This window comes from Streptomyces seoulensis, assembly GCF_004328625.1.
In the GTDB taxonomy this organism is placed as follows: domain Bacteria; phylum Actinomycetota; class Actinomycetes; order Streptomycetales; family Streptomycetaceae; genus Streptomyces; species Streptomyces seoulensis.
Window position 1 is genome coordinate 3,216,365 of the sequence record NZ_CP032229.1, and the last position, 18,666, is coordinate 3,235,030.

Annotated in this window: 16 protein-coding genes; 11 read left to right on the forward strand and 5 right to left on the reverse strand. The window is 72.7% G+C overall.

Features of this window, described 5'->3' with window-relative positions:
* Positions 1–29: 29 nt before the first annotated feature.
* From D0Z67_RS14965 to D0Z67_RS14980, 4 genes are read left to right on the forward strand one after another with little or no spacing between them, the layout of a single operon-like run.
* Entirely contained in the window at positions 30–1,076 is a 1,047-nt protein-coding gene (locus tag D0Z67_RS14965) for an NTP transferase domain-containing protein (protein ID WP_199812115.1), read from the forward strand.
* The gene (locus tag D0Z67_RS14970; protein WP_031179010.1) at positions 1,073–2,485 is read left to right on the forward strand and encodes a molybdopterin molybdotransferase MoeA; all 1,413 of its coding nucleotides are present in this window, start codon (positions 1,073–1,075) and stop codon (positions 2,483–2,485) included. Before D0Z67_RS14965 ends, D0Z67_RS14970 begins: the two co-directional genes overlap by 4 nt.
* On the forward strand, positions 2,482–3,579 hold the full coding sequence (locus D0Z67_RS14975) for a potassium channel family protein (protein WP_031179009.1): 1,098 nt from the start codon (positions 2,482–2,484) through the stop codon (positions 3,577–3,579). The genes D0Z67_RS14970 and D0Z67_RS14975 overlap by 4 nt, the downstream gene beginning before the upstream one ends.
* A gap of 46 nt (positions 3,580–3,625) precedes the next feature.
* Positions 3,626–4,612 carry an NAD(P)H-quinone oxidoreductase gene (locus D0Z67_RS14980; RefSeq protein WP_031179008.1) on the forward strand — a complete coding sequence of 329 codons (987 nt, stop codon included), beginning with the start codon at positions 3,626–3,628 and terminating at the stop codon, positions 4,610–4,612.
* 14 nt (positions 4,613–4,626) lie between these two features.
* On the opposite strand, the gene D0Z67_RS14985 is transcribed toward D0Z67_RS14980, so the two are convergent.
* On the reverse strand, positions 4,627–5,205 hold the full coding sequence (locus D0Z67_RS14985; RefSeq protein ID WP_051887426.1) for a hypothetical protein: 579 nt from the start codon (positions 5,203–5,205) through the stop codon (positions 4,627–4,629).
* A gap of 112 nt (positions 5,206–5,317) precedes the next feature.
* Between D0Z67_RS14985 and D0Z67_RS14990 the strand changes: the two genes are divergently transcribed.
* A complete protein-coding gene (locus D0Z67_RS14990; RefSeq protein ID WP_031179006.1) occupies positions 5,318–5,857 on the forward strand; it encodes a bacterial proteasome activator family protein in 540 nt (179 codons plus the stop codon).
* A 61-nt stretch (positions 5,858–5,918) separates the two neighbouring features.
* On the opposite strand, the gene D0Z67_RS14995 is transcribed toward D0Z67_RS14990, so the two are convergent.
* Positions 5,919–7,529 carry a protein kinase domain-containing protein gene (locus D0Z67_RS14995; protein WP_031179005.1) on the reverse strand — a complete coding sequence of 537 codons (1,611 nt, stop codon included), beginning with the start codon at positions 7,527–7,529 and terminating at the stop codon, positions 5,919–5,921.
* A gap of 359 nt (positions 7,530–7,888) precedes the next feature.
* Between D0Z67_RS14995 and D0Z67_RS15000 the strand changes: the two genes are divergently transcribed.
* A complete protein-coding gene (locus D0Z67_RS15000) occupies positions 7,889–9,529 on the forward strand; it encodes a protein kinase domain-containing protein (protein ID WP_031179004.1) in 1,641 nt (546 codons plus the stop codon).
* Positions 9,530–9,595: 66 nt separating this feature from the next.
* Here the strand turns inward: D0Z67_RS15000 and D0Z67_RS15005 are convergent, their stop codons facing one another.
* Positions 9,596–10,639 carry a phosphotransferase gene (locus D0Z67_RS15005; RefSeq protein ID WP_234312560.1) on the reverse strand — a complete coding sequence of 348 codons (1,044 nt, stop codon included), beginning with the start codon at positions 10,637–10,639 and terminating at the stop codon, positions 9,596–9,598.
* A gap of 505 nt (positions 10,640–11,144) precedes the next feature.
* Here D0Z67_RS15005 and pdhA point away from each other — a divergent pair.
* The 3 genes from pdhA to D0Z67_RS15020 are packed head-to-tail and all read left to right on the forward strand — an operon-like array spanning position 11,145 to position 14,737.
* Positions 11,145–12,335: a pyruvate dehydrogenase (acetyl-transferring) E1 component subunit alpha gene (pdhA, locus tag D0Z67_RS15010; protein WP_031179002.1), complete on the forward strand. Its 1,191-nt coding sequence runs from the start codon at positions 11,145–11,147 to the stop codon at positions 12,333–12,335.
* Position 12,336: 1 nt separating this feature from the next.
* Positions 12,337–13,314 (forward strand): alpha-ketoacid dehydrogenase subunit beta, encoded by a 978-nt coding sequence (locus D0Z67_RS15015; protein WP_031179001.1) that lies wholly within the window; start codon positions 12,337–12,339, stop codon positions 13,312–13,314.
* 10 nt (positions 13,315–13,324) lie between these two features.
* A complete protein-coding gene (locus D0Z67_RS15020; RefSeq protein ID WP_031179000.1) occupies positions 13,325–14,737 on the forward strand; it encodes a dihydrolipoamide acetyltransferase family protein in 1,413 nt (470 codons plus the stop codon).
* Positions 14,738–14,823: 86 nt separating this feature from the next.
* Here the strand turns inward: D0Z67_RS15020 and D0Z67_RS15025 are convergent, their stop codons facing one another.
* Positions 14,824–15,720, reverse strand: coding sequence for a D-alanyl-D-alanine carboxypeptidase family protein (locus tag D0Z67_RS15025; RefSeq protein WP_031178999.1), 897 nt, complete (start codon positions 15,718–15,720; stop codon positions 14,824–14,826).
* 212 nt (positions 15,721–15,932) lie between these two features.
* On the opposite strand from D0Z67_RS15025, the gene D0Z67_RS15030 reads away from it, so the two are divergent.
* Together D0Z67_RS15030 and D0Z67_RS15035 are read left to right on the forward strand one after the other, a co-directional pair.
* Positions 15,933–16,583, forward strand: coding sequence for a GntR family transcriptional regulator (locus D0Z67_RS15030; protein WP_031178998.1), 651 nt, complete (start codon positions 15,933–15,935; stop codon positions 16,581–16,583).
* The gene (locus D0Z67_RS15035; protein ID WP_031178997.1) at positions 16,580–17,884 is read left to right on the forward strand and encodes an MFS transporter; all 1,305 of its coding nucleotides are present in this window, start codon (positions 16,580–16,582) and stop codon (positions 17,882–17,884) included. The genes D0Z67_RS15030 and D0Z67_RS15035 overlap by 4 nt, the downstream gene beginning before the upstream one ends.
* 7 nt (positions 17,885–17,891) lie before the next feature.
* Here D0Z67_RS15035 and D0Z67_RS15040 read toward each other — a convergent pair whose 3' ends face one another.
* Positions 17,892–18,623, reverse strand: a complete 732-nt coding sequence (locus D0Z67_RS15040) for an SAM-dependent methyltransferase (protein ID WP_031178996.1) — start codon at positions 18,621–18,623, stop codon at positions 17,892–17,894.
* Between the last annotated feature and the right edge of the window lie 43 nt (positions 18,624–18,666).

The following is an 18,666-nucleotide window of genomic DNA, read 5'->3' on the forward strand; positions in this document are numbered from 1 at the left end:
CCCGAGTGCCGACCGGCCATACTCGAAGGGTGACCGACAACGCCCCGGCCGGCCCCCCGTCGCCCGCATCCCCCGAGACCAGCGGGTCCGGCCCGGGGGCCGGTGCCCCGTACGACGCCGTCGTGCTGGCCGGAGGCGGGGCGCGGCGGCTCGGCGGGGCCGACAAGCCCGGCGTCCGGGTCGGCGGCCGGGCGCTGCTGGACCGGGTGCTGGCGGCCTGCGCCGACGCGGCCACCACCGTCGTCGTGGCCGACCCCCGGGCCACCGCCCGGCCGGTGCGCTGGGCACGGGAGGAGCCGGCCGGCGGCGGACCCGTCGCCGCGCTCGACGCGGGGCTGCGGCTCACCACGGCGGAGTACGCGGTGGTGCTCTCCGCCGACCTGCCGTTCCTCGGCGCGGACACCGTGCACCGGCTGCTGGCCGCCCTGCGGGACAGCGACGCCGACGGGGCGATGCTCACCGACGACGACGGCCGCGACCAGCCGCTGGTGGCCGCGTACCGCACCGCCTCCCTGCGCGGCGCCCTCGCCGCCCTCGCCACCGGCCAGGCCGAGCACACCGGCCAGGCTGAGCACACCGGCCGGGCCAAGCACACCGGCCAGGCCGAGCACACCGACAAGGCCAAGCGCGCCGACAAGGCCGAGCACGCAGCGCACACCGGCCGAGGCACCCTCACCGGCCTGCCCCTGCGCCGCCTGACCGGCGCCCTGCGCCTGACGCGCCTCATCGACCCGCTCGCCTCCTTCGACTGCGACACCTGGGAAGACATCGCCCACGCCAGGGCACGGATCAGGGAGCATGGGCACGTGCTGAACGAATGGATCACCGCAGTCAAGAACGAGCTGGGCATCGAGCTCGACGTCGACACCCGCGTCCTGCTGGACGCCGCCCGTGACGTCGCCCACGGTGTGGCCCGCCCCGCCGCCCCGCTCACCACCTTCCTCATCGGCTACGCCGCCGCTCAGGGCAAGGGCGACGCCGAGTCCATCGCCGAGGCGTCCGCGAAGGTCGCCGACCTCGCCATCCGCTGGGAAGCCGAGCACAGCGGGGGCGGGTCCGCCCCGGACGCCGGATGACCGCCTCCGGCACCCATACCGGACCGCCCGCCGGGCCCGGTGACGCCTCCGCCCTCGACGACCTCGACGTGGAGGAAGCCCTGGCCCTCGTCCGCGCACCCGGAAACGACCGGACAGGCCGGACGGACCGGGCAGACCGGCTGGAGAAGGCGGCCCGACCCGACCGGACCGACCGGACCGGCCGGACGGCCCCCGCCCACCTCCACGACCACGCCACCTCCTGGCCCGAGGCCCGCGAGATCGCCGCCCTGGCCGCCCGCCGGGCCACGAAGCGCCCCGCCGCCTCCGTCGCCCTGGCCGACGCCCTCGGCCTGGTCCTCGCCGCCCCCCTGGAAGCGCTCAGCGACCTGCCCTCCTTCGACACCTCCGCCATGGACGGCTGGGCGGTGGCCGGCCCAGGTCCCTGGCGGGTCCGCGACGGCGGCGTGCTCGCCGGCCACGCGCTCCCCGAGCCGCTCACCGACGGCGAGGCGGTCCGGATCGCCACCGGCGCCCGCGTCCCCACCGGCGTCACCGCCGTCCTGCGCAGCGAGCACGGCCGCACCGGCCCCCAGGACCGGCTGCACGCCACGGGCGAGACGAGCCACGGCCAGGACATCCGCCCGCGCGGCCAGGAGTGCCGGCGCGGTGACCAGCTGCTGCCCACCGGCACCCTGGTCACCCCGGCCGTGCTGGGCCTCGCCGCGGCGGCCGGGTACGACACCCTCGCCGTGGTCCCGCGCCCGCGTGCCGAGATCCTCGTCCTCGGCGACGAACTCCTCACGGAGGGGCTGCCGCACGACGGGCTGATCCGGGACGCGCTCGGCCCGATGCTGGCGCCCTGGCTGCGCGTGCTCGGCGCCGAGGTCGTCGCCGTCCGCAGGCTCGGCGACGACGCCAAGGCGCTGCGCAGGGCGATCACCACCTCCCGCGCCGACCTGATCGTCACCACCGGAGGCACCGCCGGCGGACCCGTGGACCACGTCCACCCCACGCTGGAGCGGATCGGCGCCGAACTCCTCGTCGACGGCGTCGCGGTGCGCCCCGGCCACCCCATGCTGCTGGCCCGTACCAAGGCGGACCAGCACCTCGTCGGGCTGCCCGGCAACCCACTCGCGGCCGTCTCCGGGCTGCTCACCCTGGCCGAGCCGCTGCTGCGGGCGCTGGCCGCCCACCCGGCGCCCGAGCCGTACCGGATGCCACTGAGGGAAGCGGTGCAGGGACACGCGCACGACACCCGGCTCGTCCCCGTGGCGCTGCGCGGGGAGTGGGCCGTGCCGCTGCACTACAGCGGGCCCGCCATGCTGCGCGGGATCGCCACCGCCGACGCGCTCGCCGTCGTCCCGCCGGGCGGGGCGGCGCAGGGCGCCGGACTGGAATTGCTGGACCTGCCGTGGGACACGGCCGGAATCGGAGTGTGTTTCACGTGAAACTTCCGGGCCACGACGCCATAGCCCGCCAGGCCGGCGAACATCTGGTGCCCTCCCGGGTGAAGCTCCCGAGGAAGGCCGTGGAACGCCCCATCCGCCAGGTCGCCAAGCGCCTGGTGATGGCGCTGCTGGTGCTGGTCGCCACCGCGTTCGTCGTCTACGCGGACCGCAGCGGCTACCACGACAACTCCGACGGTCCCGTCGACCTGCTCGACGCGTTCTACTACGCGACGGTCACCCTCTCCACCACCGGGTACGGCGACATCACCCCGGTCAGCGACGGTGCCCGGCTCATCAACATTCTCGTCATCACCCCGTTGCGCGTGCTCTTCCTGATCATCCTGGTCGGCACCACGCTGGAGGTCCTCACCGAACGCACCCGTGAGGAATGGCGGCTCAATCGCTGGAGGTCCACCTTGCGCGACCACACCGTGGTCATCGGCTTCGGCACGAAGGGGCGTTCGGCGATCCAGACCGTCTGCGCGACCGGACTGAAGAAGGAACAGGTCGTCGTGGTCGACCCCAGTTCCAAGGCGATCGAGGCGGCCACCGCCGAGGGATACGCGGGCGTGACCGGCGACGCGACCCGCAGTGAGGTGCTGCGCCGCGCGGAGCTGCACAAGGCCCGGCAGATCATCATCGCCCCGCAGCGCGACGACACCGCCGTGCTGGTCGCCCTGACGGCTCGCCAGCTCAACCGGGGCGCGAAGATCGTGGCCTGTGTCCGCGAGGAGGAGAACGCCCCGCTGCTCAAGCAGTCCGGCGCGGACGCGGTCATCACCAGCTCCGGCGCGGCGGGCCGGCTGCTCGGTCTCTCCGTGCTCAGCCCCGCCGCCGGCATGGTGATGGAGGACCTGATCCAGCAGGGCAGTGGCCTGGACATCGTCGACCGCCCGGTGGTCCGCGCCGAGGTGGGCCGCCGTCCGCGCGACACGGAGGACCTCGTGGTCAGCGTCGTACGCGGGCACCGGGTGCTGGGCTATGACGACCCGTCCGTCGGGGAGTTGCAGCTCACCGACCGGCTGATCACCATCGTCCGGGCCAGCCCCACCGCGCATGTCGCCCCGCACGCGCGTCCACTGCCGGGCGACTGAGCGGGCCGCCGGGCCTGTGGCGCGGTCGGGGAGTAGCGTCGCGGGCATGCATGCGATCACGATTTCCGAACCCGGCGGGCCCGAGAACCTGACCTGGACCGAGGTGCCCGACCCGGTGCCCGGCGAGGGCGAGGTGCTGGTCGAGGTGGTGGCCAGCGCCGTCAACCGGGCCGACATCATGCAGCGCCAGGGCTACTACGACCCGCCGCCCGGCGCCTCCGCCTACCCCGGTCTGGAGTGCTCCGGCCGGATCGCCGCGCTCGGCCCCGGTGTCTCCGGCTGGTCCGTGGGCGACGAGGTGTGCGCGCTGCTCTCGGGCGGCGGTTACGCGCAGAAGGTCGTCGTCCCGGCCGGGCAGCTGCTGCCGGTGCCCGAGGGCGTCGACCTCAAGCAGGCGGCCGCGCTGCCCGAGGTGGCCTGCACGGTCTGGTCCAACGTCTTCATGCTGGCCCACCTCCGGCCCGGCGAACTGCTGCTGGTGCACGGCGGTTCCAGCGGTATCGGAACCATGGCGATCCAGCTGGCCAAGGCCATCGGGGCGCGGGTCGCGGTGACCGCCGGGACCAAGGAGAAGCTGGACTTCTGCGCCGAGCTGGGCGCGGACATCCTGATCAACTACCGCGACCAGGACTTCGTGGCCGAGGTCGCGCGGGCCACGGACGGCAAGGGCGCCGACGTCATCCTCGACAACATGGGCGCCAAGTACCTGGACCGGAACGTGGAGACGCTGGCCGTCAACGGGCGCCTGATGATCATCGGGATGCAGGGCGGCACCAAGGGCGAGCTGAACATCGGCCTGCTGCTGGGCAAGCGCGGCGCGGTCAGCGCGACCTCGCTGCGGGCCCGCCCGCTGAGCGAGAAGGCGGCCATCGTGGCGGCGGTGCGCGAGCACGTGTGGCCGCTGATCGCATCGGGCGTCGTACGTCCCGTCGTCGACCGTGAGGTGCCGATGACGGACGCGGCCGAGGGGCACCGGGTGGTGGAGGGCAGCGGCCACATCGGCAAGGTGCTGCTGGTCACGCCGAGCGCCTGACCCCGGAGCGCCCGTCAGGTGCTGCGCAGCCGCAGGCCCAGCCGCGCCATGGCGAGACCGAGGCCCAGCAGCACCAGCCCGCTGCCCAGGGGGAGGACGCGCGGCGCCCGCGCCGCGGTGCTCTCCCCCTGGCGTACGGCGGCGGGCCGGGAGGCCGGGGCGGACGTGGCGGTCGGCGTGGGCGCGGCGGGGCTGTCGGCGGTCTCCGGCTCCTCCAGGTAGGCGGCCTCGGGTGTGGCGGGCGTGGCGCTGCCCGACGGGTCCTGGGCCGGGTCGGGCGGATCGGGCCGGCCCGGCCGCATCCGTCCTTCCCCGCCCCGGCTCCCGGCCCGCGCCGGCTTGGAGACGGTCGGGGACGGCGAGGCGGTGTCGGCGGCGTTCCGGGCCCGTACGGCGGGGGCGGAGAAGCGACCGGAGGGGGTGGGGGAACCCGGCGGACCGCTCTCCGCGCCGTACGCGGCCGTGGTGCAGACGGGCGCGGCCGTCGCCGCCAGGACGAGCAGCACCCGCACCAGGCGGAGCGTGAGTCGCAGCCATGGAGTCACGTCGGTGACCTCCGGGGAAATGCCGGGGCAGAAGGAATCCAGCCTCACATTCCACGGCTCACCTGGCATTCCGGGCTGGGCCGTCGGGGGCGGGACGCCGGATCACCGGCATGCGGGGGTGCGGCGGTGAGGGGGTGGGCGGGTGCGAGAGAATGACGGCATGGAGATGCCGAGGAACGAACGGTCGCCCGAGAACCCCCAGATCCTCGTCGTGGGCCAGGACGGGATGGCGCTCGGTGGCGGCACGGACGAGGGTTCCCGCGAGATCCCGGTGACGGACCAGGTGGAGCAGCCGGCGAAGGTCATGCGGATCGGCAGCATGATCAAGCAGCTGCTGGAGGAGGTGCGCGCCGCTCCTCTGGACGAGGCGAGCCGGGTCCGGCTGAAGGAGATCCACGCCAGCTCGGTCAAGGAGCTGGAGGACGGCCTCGCGCCCGAGCTGGTGGCGGAGCTGGAGCGGCTCTCGCTGCCCTTCACCGACGAGGCGACGCCGAGTGACGCGGAGTTGCGGATCGCCCAGGCCCAGCTGGTCGGCTGGCTGGAGGGCCTCTTCCACGGCATCCAGACCACGCTGTTCGCCCAGCAGATGGCCGCCCGCGCCCAGTTGGAGCAGATGCGCCGCGCGCTCCCGCCCGGCAGTGTCCCGGAGGACGCCGAGGAGCAGCACACCGGCGGCCGCTCGGGCGGACCGTACCTGTAGAGACCCGGAACAGCAGAAGGGCCCGGCGGATTCGGTCCGCCGGGCCCTTCTCGTAAGCCGACTACTGCGGCGGCTCGCCCGTGGAGACGCTCAGCGAGACCTCGCCCATGGTCTTCGGGTCGACATCCGTGCCCGGCGCGGGGAACTGGTCGAGGACCGTGCCGTCGCCCCAGGTGTTGTTGTCTTCCTTCTTCACCGAGTACCGCCAGCTCGCGGCCTGGAAGCACGCCTTCACGGAGTCGATGTTCTTGTACCGGAAGTCGGGCAGCCGGATCTTCTTCTCGTCGTTGTACGACTCCTGCGGCTCGGTGCACTCGGTGTCGTCGATCGTGCGCGAGGTGTCCGGCCCCCGGTAGCCGGCGGCGTGCGAGGACGTGGAGGCACTGGGGGAGCCGCCCCCGCCCGTCGTGGTGTCGTCCTTCTTGTTCATGTTGAGCGCGATCAGCAGGCCCGCGATCAGCACCGCGGCCACCGCGACCGCGCCGATCAGCACCGGCTTGTTGTTCCGGCCGCCGCCGCTCCCGGAGGAGGGTACCGCCGTCGCCGGCTGGCCCCCGTAGGCGGGCGCCGGCTGCCCGCCGTACGCGGGCGGGGTCGGGTAGCCGCCCTGCTGCGGGTAGCCGTAGGACGGGGGCGGGGTGCCGTACGGGTTGGGCGTCGGCTGGTACGGCTGGTGCACCTGGCCGGGGTGGGGCTGCGGGGCCGTGTGGTCGATCGGCGGGAACACCGCCGAGCCCACGCCCGAGCCGCTCTGCGCCGGAGCCGCGCCCGGCACGATGCTGGGCGCCGCCTGCTGGAGGGAGGCGGCCACCCGCAGGCACTCCTCCCGCATGGCCTCGGCGGTGGGGAAGCGTTCGTTGGGGTTCTTCTTCAGCGCGCGGGCCACCAGGGCGTCCACCGCCGGGGGCAGCGCGCGGTTGATCGAGGAGGGCGCGACCGGCTCCTCCTGGACGTGCGCGTACGCGATGGCCAGCGGGGAGTCCGCGTCGAACGGCAGCCGGCCGGTGACCAGCTGGAACAGCATGATGCCGACCGAGTACAGGTCGGAGCGGGCGTCCACGCCGCGGCCGAGGGCCTGCTCGGGGGAGAGGTACTGCGGGGTGCCGACCACCATGCCGGTCTGGGTCATCGAGGTGACGCCGGACTGCATGGCCCGCGCGATGCCGAAGTCCATCACCTTGACCACACCGCGCTTGGTGGTCATCACGTTGCCCGGCTTGATGTCCCGGTGGACCAGCCCCTTCTCGTGGCTGATCTCCAGCGCGGCCAGCACGTCCGCGGTGATCTTCAGGGCCTTGTCGGCGGGCATCGCGCCGAACTGCCGTACGTCGTCGGCGAGCACGGAGCCGAGCGGGCGGCCCTCCACGTACTCCATGACGATGTAGGGCATGCCGTCCGCTTCGTCCTCGCCGGTGTCGAAGACGGAGACGATGTTGGTGTGCGTGAGCTTGGCCACGGCCTGGGCCTCGCGGCGGAACCGCTCGCGGAACGCCTGCTCCCGGCCCAGCTCGGTGTGCAGGGTCTTGATGGCCACCTGGCGGTCCAGCACCGCGTCGTGGGCCAGGTGCACGGCGGCCATGCCGCCCTCGCCGAGCAGGTCCTGGAGCCGGTAACGGCCGCCGGCCAGTGCCCGCCCCGTGTACCGGCCGCCCTGTGCGCCGTCCTGGCTCATCGTTCCGTGTCCCCCACTGGCCCGTCGGAGCCGTCATCGACCGGACACGCGCCGCTCGGCACCCGCCTTGATCGAATGTGTCATTCCCGGCCAAGTCTGCCCGAGGGCACGGACACGTCAAGCCCGGTGCCCGTTCCGTGACCGTACGCGAAAGAAGCGTCGCGCAAGCGTTACAGCGGGCGTACGACCGGTGCACGGAATTTGCACGTGGGCCTGTGCTGCGGGTTTCATGGCCGGTCCGTCCTGGGCCCGTCCCGGTGCCGGATCGGGACCGGCGGCCACCGGCGAGGCTGTAGCGTGGCCGACGGAGTCCGTATCAACACCGCGCGCATCGCGGGCAGAAACGACGGCGAGGACCGATGGCACAGACGCACGGCGCCCAAGGCCCGTCCGACCCCGAGGCGTCGGCCGGCGGCGGCATGGCGGAGGCGCCGGAGAACTGGGGCAACGGCGGGCTCGTCGGCGACGGCCGCTACCGGCTCACCCATCGCCTCGGCCGGGGCGGCATGGCCGAGGTGTTCGCGGCCGAGGACGTCCGGCTCGGCCGTACGGTCGCGGTCAAGCTGCTGCGCGCCGACCTCGCCGAGGACCCCACCTCCAAGGCCCGCTTCACGCGTGAGGCCCAGTCGGTGGCCGGGCTCAACCACCACTCGATCGTCGCCGTGTACGACTCCGGCGAGGACCAGGTGAACGGCCAGGCCGTGCCGTACATCGTGATGGAGCTGGTCGAGGGCCGCACCATCCGCGAGCTGCTGGTCGACGCGGACGCGCCGGGCCCCGAGCAGGCCCTGATCATCGTCTCCGGGGTGCTGGACGCGCTCGCCTACTCGCACCAGCACGGCATCGTGCACCGCGACATCAAGCCCGCCAACGTCATCATCACCGACAACGGCGCGGTCAAGGTGATGGACTTCGGCATCGCCCGCGCCCTGCACGGCGCCTCCACGACGATGACCCAGACCGGCATGGTCATGGGCACCCCGCAGTACCTCTCCCCGGAGCAGGCGCTCGGCAAGGCCGTCGACCACCGCTCCGACCTGTACGCCACCGGCTGCCTGCTCTACGAACTCCTCGCGCTGCGGCCCCCCTTCACCGGTGAGACCCCGCTGTCGGTGGTCTACCAGCACGTCCAGGACATGCCGGTGCCGCCCTCGCAGGTCACCGCCGGCTGCCCGCCCGAGCTGGACGGCCTGGTCATGCGCTCCCTCGCCAAGGAGCCGGACGACCGCTTCCAGACGGCCGAGGAGATGCGCGGCCTGATCCAGTACGGCCTGCAGATGCTGTACGACCAGGGCGCCCACTCCGGCACCTGGAACACCGGCCCGGTGGACGCCGTCGCGGGCGCGCCGACCCCGCCCGGCGGCTACGCGGGCACCACCGTGATGCCCCAGTCCGGTGGCTACGGCGGCGGCACCACGCAGATCCCGCAGCCGATCCTGCCCGGCGGGTACGGGAGCGGCGACGACGGCGGTTTCGAGGGCCACGGGAACAAGGGCAGCGGCAGGGGCAAGCTCCTGGTGCTGGCCGCGCTCGCCCTGGTCGCGGTCGTGGCCGGTGTCGCGCTCGCGATGAACAACACCGGCGGCGACGAGGGCAAGGGCCCCAAGCCGACCCCGACGCACTCCCGGACGCACAAGGACGACAAGGCGTCCGAGACGCCGACCGGCGGCACCTCCAAGGAGCCGACGGACGACCCGGCCACCCAGGGCGGCTCGGGCTGGAACAACGGCTCGGACTACACCCCGTCCTACCGGCCGACCGACCCCGGTACGGCCAAGCCGTCGGACGAGCCGACCGACCCGCAGACCTCCGAGCAGCCGAGCACCCCGCAGACCTCGCCGCCCGCCACGGGCGACGCGTCCGGCGGCGGCACGGACGCGGGCACCACGGACGGCACCGGCAACGCGGGCGGCACCGACCAGGGCACCACGGCCGGTGCGGGCGGTGCGGACGCCGGTGCGGCGGCCGGAGCGGACGCGGCCGGCGCGAACGGCACTTGAATGCCGACGTCGCCGGCCCCCGGAACGGGCCCGGACGGGCCCGTCGGCTGACGGGGCCGAAGCGGCTCAGCCGGTGAAGGCGTCGCACACCGCGTCGTACTCCCGTGTCCACCACACCGCGAGCGCGGAGGCGGCCGGGAACTGGCAGTCGGCGCGGGTGTCCCCGCGCTCGTAGTGCCAGCGCAGCATCCAGAAGTCGTTCAGGCGCTCCCACCAGACCCGGTGTACGGCCGCCGCCAGCTCCGAGGGGGTGGCGCGCGCCGCGCGCCGGTACGCCCGCGCGTACGCCCGCGCCTTGGGCAGGTCCAGCATCCCCGCGGGCCGTACGAAGAAGATCGCGGCGGCCCGTACCGCCTCCTCGGCGCGGGGCTGCACCCCGAGGCGGTCCCAGTCGACGATGGCGGCGGGGGTACCGCCCCGGTAGAGCAGGTTGAACGGGTGGAAGTCGCCGTGCACCCAGCCCACCGGGCCGCCGCGCGGCGGGCGGCGGTGGGTGTGCTGCTCCAGCAGCGACCGGCGTTCCAGCAGGCGGTGGCGGGCCAGGTCGTCGAAGGCGTCGGCCGGCTTGTGACGGTGGACGTGGCCGAGCAGGTCGTCGATGAGAGCGAAGGTGTCGGCCGGGTCGGCGCTCTCCACCGGGTGCGGGCTCGTGGCCGGCCGGGTGCGCCCCTTGGGCGGCATCACGCGCTCCAGGCAGGCGTGCACGGCGCCCAGCAGCGCGCCCAGGCGCGCGCTCTCGGAGCGGGTGAGCTGGCCGCCGTGCAGATGCCCGCCCTCGATCCAGGGGTGCAGCGCGTAGGCGTGCCCGCCGACGACCGCGACCGTACGGCCCTCGCGGTGGGTGAGCGGCGGGACGGCCGGGACGCCGACCTCGGCGAGGCGCTTCGTGGCCAGATGGCGGCGCTCGATGGCGTCGGGGTCGGCGGTGTCGGGGTCGAAATGGTGCTTGAGGAAGTACCGGCCCCGGGTGGTGCGCACCCGGAAGCCCCGGTTGAGCAGCCCCTGGTCGACCGGTTCACAGGCGAGGGCCGTACCGGCTCCGTACAGGGGTAACAAGGTGCCCAGCGGGGGCGCGTGGGGCACGACGGGTGGTACACGAAGGCGCTGCACGCGCCGATGCTAGGGCACGGAAAGCCCCCTTGAACTGGGGGTTGTCACAGGCAGTCGTCGGTGGTCGCATTCGGTCACCCGGCGTGCCCCGGTGAACGGCCCGGCGTTCTTCGGAGCGCAATTCGCGCGCGGCGCGAAAGAAATCCGCAGCCGTCCCCGGTGACGCGCCGGGACTCTTCCTTTGAGCTGGGTGCGCGGGATAACGTGCCGTTGCTCCGGCCTCCTGCAAGGCTGTGACCAGGCAACTTCCGGGCCTTGCCGATTTACTTGGAAATCCAAGCAAAATCGCAGGTCAGGTGGGGTTTCACAGAAATGTGGAGCACTGGGTAACGTTAAAAGCCGCAGGCGCTCGCCGGGGCACCTGTCACGCCTGTTCCCGGCCGAGCGGCACCCACCCCGTGCCCGGTGGTCGAGAAGAGGTGGCCGCTCCCCCCGGCTCCGACCGAGCAAGGGGGAACCCAGGCTCACCGGCAACCCCGTGGGCCGGAACGACGGAGGAGCACACGTGACCGTGGAGAGCAGTGCCGCGCGCAAGCCGCGACGCAGCGCCGCAGGCAAGGCCGGTACCGCCGGTACCGGGCGCAGCACCCGCAGCACCGCGAAGCAGGGCACCGAGCCCGAGCTGGTGCAGCTTCTGACGCCGGAGGGCAAGCGGGTCAAGAACGCCGAGTTCGACGCCTACGTCGCCGGCATCACCCCCGACGAGCTGCGCGGTCTGTACCGCGACATGGTGCTCACCCGCCGCTTCGACGCGGAGGCGACCGCCCTCCAGCGCCAGGGCGAGCTGGGCCTGTGGGCCTCGCTGCTCGGCCAGGAGGCCGCCCAGATCGGCTCCGGCCGCGCCACCCGCGAGGACGACTACGTCTTCCCGACCTACCGCGAGCACGGCGTCGCCTGGTGCCGCGGGGTCGACCCGACCAACCTGCTCGGCATGTTCCGGGGTGTGAACAACGGCGGCTGGGACCCCAACGGCAACAACTTCCACCTGTACACGATCGTCATCGGCTCGCAGACGCTGCACGCCACCGGCTACGCGATGGGCGTGGCCAAGGACGGCGCCGACTCGGCCGTGATCGCCTACTTCGGCGACGGCGCGTCCAGCCAGGGCGACGTGGCGGAATCGTTCACCTTCTCCGCGGTCTACAACGCGCCGGTCGTGTTCTTCTGCCAGAACAACCAGTGGGCGATCTCCGAGCCCACCGAGAAGCAGACCCGCGTCCCGCTCTACCAGCGCGCCCAGGGCTACGGCTTCCCCGGCGTCCGGGTCGACGGCAACGACGTGCTGGCCTGCCTCGCCGTGACCCGCTGGGCGCTGGAGCGCGCCCGCAACGGCGAGGGCCCGACCCTGGTCGAGGCGTTCACCTACCGGATGGGCGCCCACACCACCTCCGACGACCCCACGCGCTACCGGCACGACGACGAGCGCGTCGCCTGGGAGGCGAAGGACCCGATCCTGCGCCTGCGCGCCTACCTGGAAGCCTCGAACCACGCGGACGAGGGATTCTTCGCGGAACTGGAGAGCGAGTCCGAGGCGTTGGGCAAGCGGGTGCGGGAAGCGGTCCGCGCCATGCCGGACCCGGACCGCTTCGCCATCTTCGAGAACGTGTACGCGGACGGGCACGCGCTCGTCGACGAGGAGCGCGCCCAGTTCGCCGCCTACCAGGCGTCGTTCGCGGACGCGGAAGGGGGCAACTGACATGGCCGAGAAGATGGCTCTGGCCAAGGCGATCAACGAATCGCTGCGGCGCGCGCTGGAGACCGACCCCAAGGTCCTGGTCATGGGCGAGGACGTCGGCAAGCTCGGCGGTGTCTTCCGGGTCACCGACGGCCTCCAGAAGGACTTCGGCGAGGAGCGGGTCATCGACACCCCGCTCGCCGAGTCCGGCATCGTCGGCACCGCGATCGGCCTCGCCCTCCGCGGCTACCGCCCGGTGGTCGAGATCCAGTTCGACGGCTTCGTCTTCCCGGCGTACGACCAGATCGTCACCCAGCTCGCGAAGATGCACGCCCGTTCGCTGGGCAAGGTCAAGATGCCGGTCGTCATCCGCATCCCCTACGGCGGCGGCATCGGCGCGGTCGAGCACCACTCCGAGTCCCCCGAGGCGCTGTTCGCGCACGTGGCCGGCCTGAAGGTGGTCAGCCCGTCCAACGCCTCGGACGCCTACTGGATGATGCAGCAGGCCATCCAGAGCGACGACCCGGTGATCTACTTCGAGCCCAAGCGGCGCTACTGGGACAAGGGCGAGGTCGACCCCGAGCTGATCCCCGGCCCGCTGCACAGGGCGAGCGTGGTCCGCGAGGGCACCGATCTGACGCTGGCCGCGTACGGCCCGATGGTCAAGCTCTGCCAGCAGGTGGCGGACGCGGCCGCCGAGGAGGGCAAGTCGCTGGAGGTGCTCGACCTCCGGTCGGTCTCCCCGCTGGACTTCGACACCATCCAGACCTCGGTCGAGAAGACCCGCCGTCTGGTGGTCGTTCACGAGGCGCCGGTGTTCCTCGGCTCCGGCGCGGAGATCGCCGCGCGGATCACCGAGCGGTGCTTCTACCACCTGGAGGCGCCGGTGCTCCGGGTCGGCGGCTATCACGCCCCGTACCCGCCGGCGCGCCTGGAGGACGAGTATCTGCCGGGCCTGGACCGGGTGCTCGACGCCGTCGACCGCGCCCTTGCGTACTGAGGAAGGTTTCGTGACGACGATGACGGAAGCTTCCGTGCGCGAGTTCAAGATGCCGGACGTGGGCGAGGGGCTCACCGAGGCCGAGATCCTCAAGTGGTACGTGCAGGTCGGGGACACGGTCACCGACGGCCAGGTGGTGTGCGAGGTCGAGACCGCCAAGGCGGCCGTCGAACTCCCCATCCCCTACGACGGGGTGGTGCGCGAGCTGCGCTTCGCCGAGGGCACGACGGTCGACGTGGGTACGGCGATCATCGCGGTGGACGTGTCGGGCGGAGCCGCACCCGAGCCGGCTCCGGCCGCGCCCGCCGAGCCCGCTCCCGCGCCTGCCGAGGAGGCCGAGCCGAAGGGCCGTACTCCGGTGCTGGTGGGGTACGGCGTGGCCGTGTCCTCCACCAAGCGGCGTCCCCGCAAGGGGCCCGAGGTGGCGGTGGCCGCCGCCGCGCAGGCGGTGCAGGCCGAGCTGAACGGGCACGGGGCTGCGGTTCCGGCTGCCGCTCCGGCTCCGGCTCCGGTGAAGGAGCGCCCGCTGGCCAAGCCGCCGGTGCGCAAGCTGGCCAAGGACCTGGGCGTCGACCTGACGCTGGTCACCCCGTCCGGGCCGGACGGCGTCATCACCCGCGAGGACGTGCACGCGGCGGTGGCCCCGGCGGAGCCGGTGGCCGAGGCCCCGGCCCCCGCAGCTGTGTCCGCTCCCGCGCCCGCCGTGGCGGTGTACGACTCCGCGCGGGAGACGCGTATCCCGGTCAAGGGGGTCCGCAAGGCGACCGCGCAGGCGATGATCGGCTCGGCGTTCACGGCGCCGCACGTCACGGAGTTCGTGACGGTGGACGTGACGCGGACGATGAAGCTGGTCGAGGAGCTGAAGCAGGACAAGGAGTTCCAGGGGCTGCGGGTGAACCCGCTGCTGCTGATCGCCAAGGCCCTGCTGGTCGCGATCAAGCGCAACCCCGAGGTCAACGCGTCCTGGGACGAGGCCGCCCAGGAGATCGTGCTCAAGCACTACGTCAACCTGGGTATCGCGGCGGCGACTCCGCGCGGGCTGATCGTGCCCAACATCAAGGACGCGCAGGACAAGACGCTCCCGCAGCTGTCCTCGGCGCTGGGCGAGCTGGTGACCACGGCCCGCGAGGGCAAGACGTCCCCGGCGGCGATGCAGGGCGGCACGGTGACCATCACCAACGTCGGCGTCTTCGGCGTCGACACCGGTACGCCGATCCTCAACCCCGGCGAGTCCGCGATCCTCGCCGTCGGCGCGATCAAGCTCCAGCCGTGGGTCCACAAGGGCAAGGTCAAGCCCCGCCAGGTCACCACCCTCGCCCTCAGCTTCGACCACCGCCTGGTCGACGGCGAACTCGGCTCCAAGGTCCTGGCGGACATCGCGGCAATTCTCGAACAGCCGAAGCGATTGATCTCCTGGGCGTAGCACGCCCTTTCCAGCGGCATTTCTCGTTCAAAAAGGCCCGCCCCCACGGAGTGATCCGTGGGGGCGGGCCTTTTGCGTGCTGTGAATTACTTCGTGAAGCCGTAGTTCAGGAGCTTCGTGGCGTCCGTGCCGCGCTGGGGGACGGAGGACGACGCGAGGACCGTGCCGATGACCGTCTTGCCGTTGCGGGTGGCGGCGAAGACGAGGCAGTACTTGGCCTCGGGGCCGGAGCCGGTCTTGACGCCGATGGTGCCGCTGTAGCTGCTCAGCAGCGTGTTGGTGTTGGTCCACGCCTTCATCGTGCGCGTGCTGCCGGTCTTGGTGACCGTCTTCGCCGTGTACGACTTGGTCTTGACGATCGCGCGGAAGTTGGCGCTCTTCATCGCGCTGCTGGCGATCTTCGTCAGGTCGCGCGGGGTCGAGTAGTTCGAGCCCTTGCCGATGCCGTCGAAGGAGTCGAAGTGCGTGTTCTTCAGGTTGAGGGCCTTCGCGGCGGAGTTCATCTTGCCGAGGAAGGAGTTCACGCGCGCGGTGTGCGTGCTGCCCGAGCCGTACTTGTCCGCGAGGACGTACGCGGCGTCGCAGCCGGACGGCAGCATCAGCCCGTACAGGAGCTGGCGGACGGTGACCTTGTCGCCGACGATCAGGCCGGCCGAGGACGCGTTGTTGGCGACGATGTAGTCGCTGGCGCCCTTGGGGATGGTGACCTTGGCGTCCAGGTTCAGGTTCGGCTGCGCCAGCACGACCTTCGCGGTCATGATCTTGGTGGTCGAGCCCGTGGAGCGTCGGGTGTCCGCGGCCTTGGTGTACAGCGAGGCGCCGGTGGAGTTGTTCATCACGTAGCCGCCCGCGGCCACGATCGAAGGCGCGGAGGCGGCCTGCGCGGGCGCTGCGGTGAGGGCACTGGTGGTGAGCAGCGCGCCGGACGCGACGGCGACGGCGGCGGCCCTGCGGAGGGAGGAGCCCTTGATGCCGGTAATCAAAGCGGAATACCTCGATTGTCTGAAATGCCCTGGGAATGCGGCCTGGTTGAGGTGCCCTGAAAGGAGAGCCGCACCTGTGTGACATGTGAACGGCCCCCATGGTTGCACTCCCGCGCGAGGAAATTTCCGGCGCTCCCCTGACGCCCCCTCACCCGGGTCCGCATGCTGGACCGCGTTGTCCCGCCCCCGGCTGTTGTATCTATCCTGTGGGCATGCAAACGGCCACCAGGCAGCCACCCGCCGCCGACCGCGTCTACACCCACGTCAAGCAGGGCGTCCTCGACCGCCGGTACGAGGGTGGCACCCTCCTCACCGAGGGCGAGCTGGCCGAGGCGGTCGGGGTGTCCCGTACCCCCGTCCGCGAGGCGCTGCTGCGGCTGGAGGCCGAGGGGCTGATCCGGCTGTACCCGAAGAAGGGCGCGCTGGTGCTGCCGGTCTCCGCGCAGGAGATCGCCGACGTGGTGGAGACCCGGCTGCTGGTCGAGGAGCACGCCGCCCGCAAGGCGGTCCCCGCGCCGCCCGCCCTGCTGGACCGGCTCGCCGAGCTGCTCCAGCGGCAGCGGGAGCAGGCCGCGGCGGGCGACTTCGCCGCCGCCGCCGTCACCGACCGCTGCTTCCACGCCGAGATCGTGCGCAGCGGCGGCAACGAGATCCTCTCCCGCCTCTACGACCAGCTCCGCGACCGCCAGCTGCGGATGGGCGTCGCCGTGATGCACTCGCACCCCGACCGGATCGCCAAGACCCTCACCGAGCACGCCGAGATCCTCGACGCGCTGCGCGCCGGGGACGCGGAGGCGGCGGTCGGGCTGGTGCACCGGCATGTCGACTGGTTCTCCGGGCTGGCGCGCGGGGAGGTCCGATGAGCCGGGCCACGACCACCCTGCCGGGTGACCCTCCGGGCGGCCGCCGGGCCGTCGCCGTGTGGTCCATAGGCGTCGCGGTCTACTTCGTCGCCGTCATCTTCCGCACCTCGCTCGGTGTGGCCGGCCTGGACGCGGCGGACCGCTTCCATGTGAACGCCTCCGCGCTGTCCACGTTCTCGATCCTCCAACTGCTCGTGTACGCGGGCATGCAGATACCCGTCGGCCTGCTGGTCGACCGGCTCGGCACGAAGAAGGTGCTGTGCCTGGGCGCGGTGCTGTTCACGGCCGGACAGCTCGGCTTCGCCTTCTCCCCTTCGTACGGCACCGCCCTCGCCTCCCGCGCGCTGCTGGGCTGCGGGGACGCGATGACCTTCATCAGTGTGCTGCGGCTCGGCACCCGGTGGTTCCCGGCCCGGCGCGGGCCGTTCGTCGCGCAGCTCGCCGGGCTGGTCGGCATGGCGGGCAACCTCGTCTCCACCCTGGTGCTGGCCCGGCTGCTGCACGGGCTCGGCTGGACCCCGGCGTTCGCGGGCAGCGCGGTCGCGGGCGTGGTGGTGCTGGTGCTGACCCTGCTGTTCCTCAGGGACCACCCCGAGGGGTTCGAGCCGGAGCCCTTCCCGCACCAGGGCGCCGCGTATGTGCGCCGGCAGATCGCGGAGGCGTGGCGGGAGCCCGGTACCCGGCTGGGGATGTGGGTGCACTTCACCACCCAGTTCCCGGCGATGGTCTTCCTGCTGCTGTGGGGGCTGCCGTTCCTGGTGCAGGCGCAGGGGCTCAGCCGGGCCACCGCTGGTGAGCTGCTCACCCTGGTGGTGCTCTCCAACATGGTGGTCGGGCTGGTCTACGGCCAGGTCGTCGCCCGGCACCACGCGGCCCGGCTCCCGCTGGCGCTCGGTACGGTCGCCGCGACGGCCGTCATGTGGGCGCTGACCCTCGCCTGGCCGGGCGCGCACGCGCCGATGCCGCTGCTGCTGGCGCTCTGCGTGGTGCTCGGCGCCTGCGGCCCCGCCTCCATGCTCGGCTTCGACTTCGCCCGCCCCGCGAACCCGCCCGAGCGTCAGGGCACCGCCTCCGGCATCACCAACATGGGCGGTTTCATCGCCTCCATGACCACCCTCTTCGCCATCGGCGTCCTCCTCGACGCCACCGGCGACGACTACTCCGTCGCCTTCTGCGCCGTCTTCGTCCTCCAGGCCCTCGGTCTCACCCAGATCCTCCGCCTCCGCACCCGAGCGGCCCGCCGCGAACGGGAACGACTGGTGGCGAGCCGGGTGGAAACGGTGCACGTACCGGCGGCGTAGCCGACTCTCAACGCTGGACCGGGACCAGCGTCAGGTACGCCATCCCCAGGATGCCCCGGTAGCTCATCCACTGGGCGCGGTGGCGGTCGAGGCGGTCGCGGACCTCGGTCGCGTCCGGGTGGGCGGCGAGCCAGACCTCCTGGTCGGCCTGGTAGGCCGATTCGAAGTGGTCCCACTCCGGGAGAGTTGCCGTCTCCGTCCATTCCGGGCGGAAGCCCGACGCGACGGCGAGGTCGAGGAGGGCGGGGAGGGTGAGGTGGTCGGAGGTCGCGGCGCCGGGCCACATGCCCGCCAGCTCGGCGGAGGTGGGCGTCCGTTCCCAGATGCCCTCGCCCAGCAGCACCCGGCCCCCGTCGGCCACCAGCCCCCGCAGCGAGCGCAGGGCTTCCGCCGTGGGGCAGTCGGCGTCGGACAGGGACTGGCTGGCGCCCACGCACAGGACGAGGTCGGCGGGGCCGTGGGCGGTGTCGCGGGCGGACTCGGCCAGGAAGCCGGCCCGTCCCGCCAGGCCCCGCTCCTCCGCCGCCCGGCGCCCCCGGGCGAGGTCGGACTCGTCCAGATCGATGCCCGTGCCCCGCGCCTCCGGGACCGCCTCCAGTACCCGGAGCAGCAGCTCGCCCCAGCCGCAGCCGATGTCGAGGACGGTGCGGGGGCGGTTCGCGGAGAGGCGGCCGACGATCGCGTCGGCGCGGGCGGAGGAGAGCGGGCCGTGGAAGGTGAGGCGGGTGTGGGTGGTCATGGCGGGGACGGTAACGGCGTCCCGGACACCCTGGCACCCCGTT

Coding starts and splice junctions, on each gene's coding strand:
- D0Z67_RS14970 (WP_031179010.1), top strand. CDS start 1,073: ATGACCGCCTCCGGCACCCATACCGGACCGCCCGCCGGGCCCGGTGAC.
- D0Z67_RS14980 (WP_031179008.1), top strand. CDS start 3,626: ATGCATGCGATCACGATTTCCGAACCCGGCGGGCCCGAGAACCTGACC.
- D0Z67_RS14990 (WP_031179006.1), top strand. CDS start 5,318: ATGGAGATGCCGAGGAACGAACGGTCGCCCGAGAACCCCCAGATCCTC.
- D0Z67_RS14995 (WP_031179005.1), bottom strand. CDS start 7,529: ATGAGCCAGGACGGCGCACAGGGCGGCCGGTACACGGGGCGGGCACTG.
- D0Z67_RS15000 (WP_031179004.1), top strand. CDS start 7,889: ATGGCACAGACGCACGGCGCCCAAGGCCCGTCCGACCCCGAGGCGTCG.
- D0Z67_RS15015 (WP_031179001.1), top strand. CDS start 12,337: ATGGCCGAGAAGATGGCTCTGGCCAAGGCGATCAACGAATCGCTGCGG.
- D0Z67_RS15030 (WP_031178998.1), top strand. CDS start 15,933: ATGCAAACGGCCACCAGGCAGCCACCCGCCGCCGACCGCGTCTACACC.
- D0Z67_RS15035 (WP_031178997.1), top strand. CDS start 16,580: ATGAGCCGGGCCACGACCACCCTGCCGGGTGACCCTCCGGGCGGCCGC.
- D0Z67_RS15040 (WP_031178996.1), bottom strand. CDS start 18,623: ATGACCACCCACACCCGCCTCACCTTCCACGGCCCGCTCTCCTCCGCC.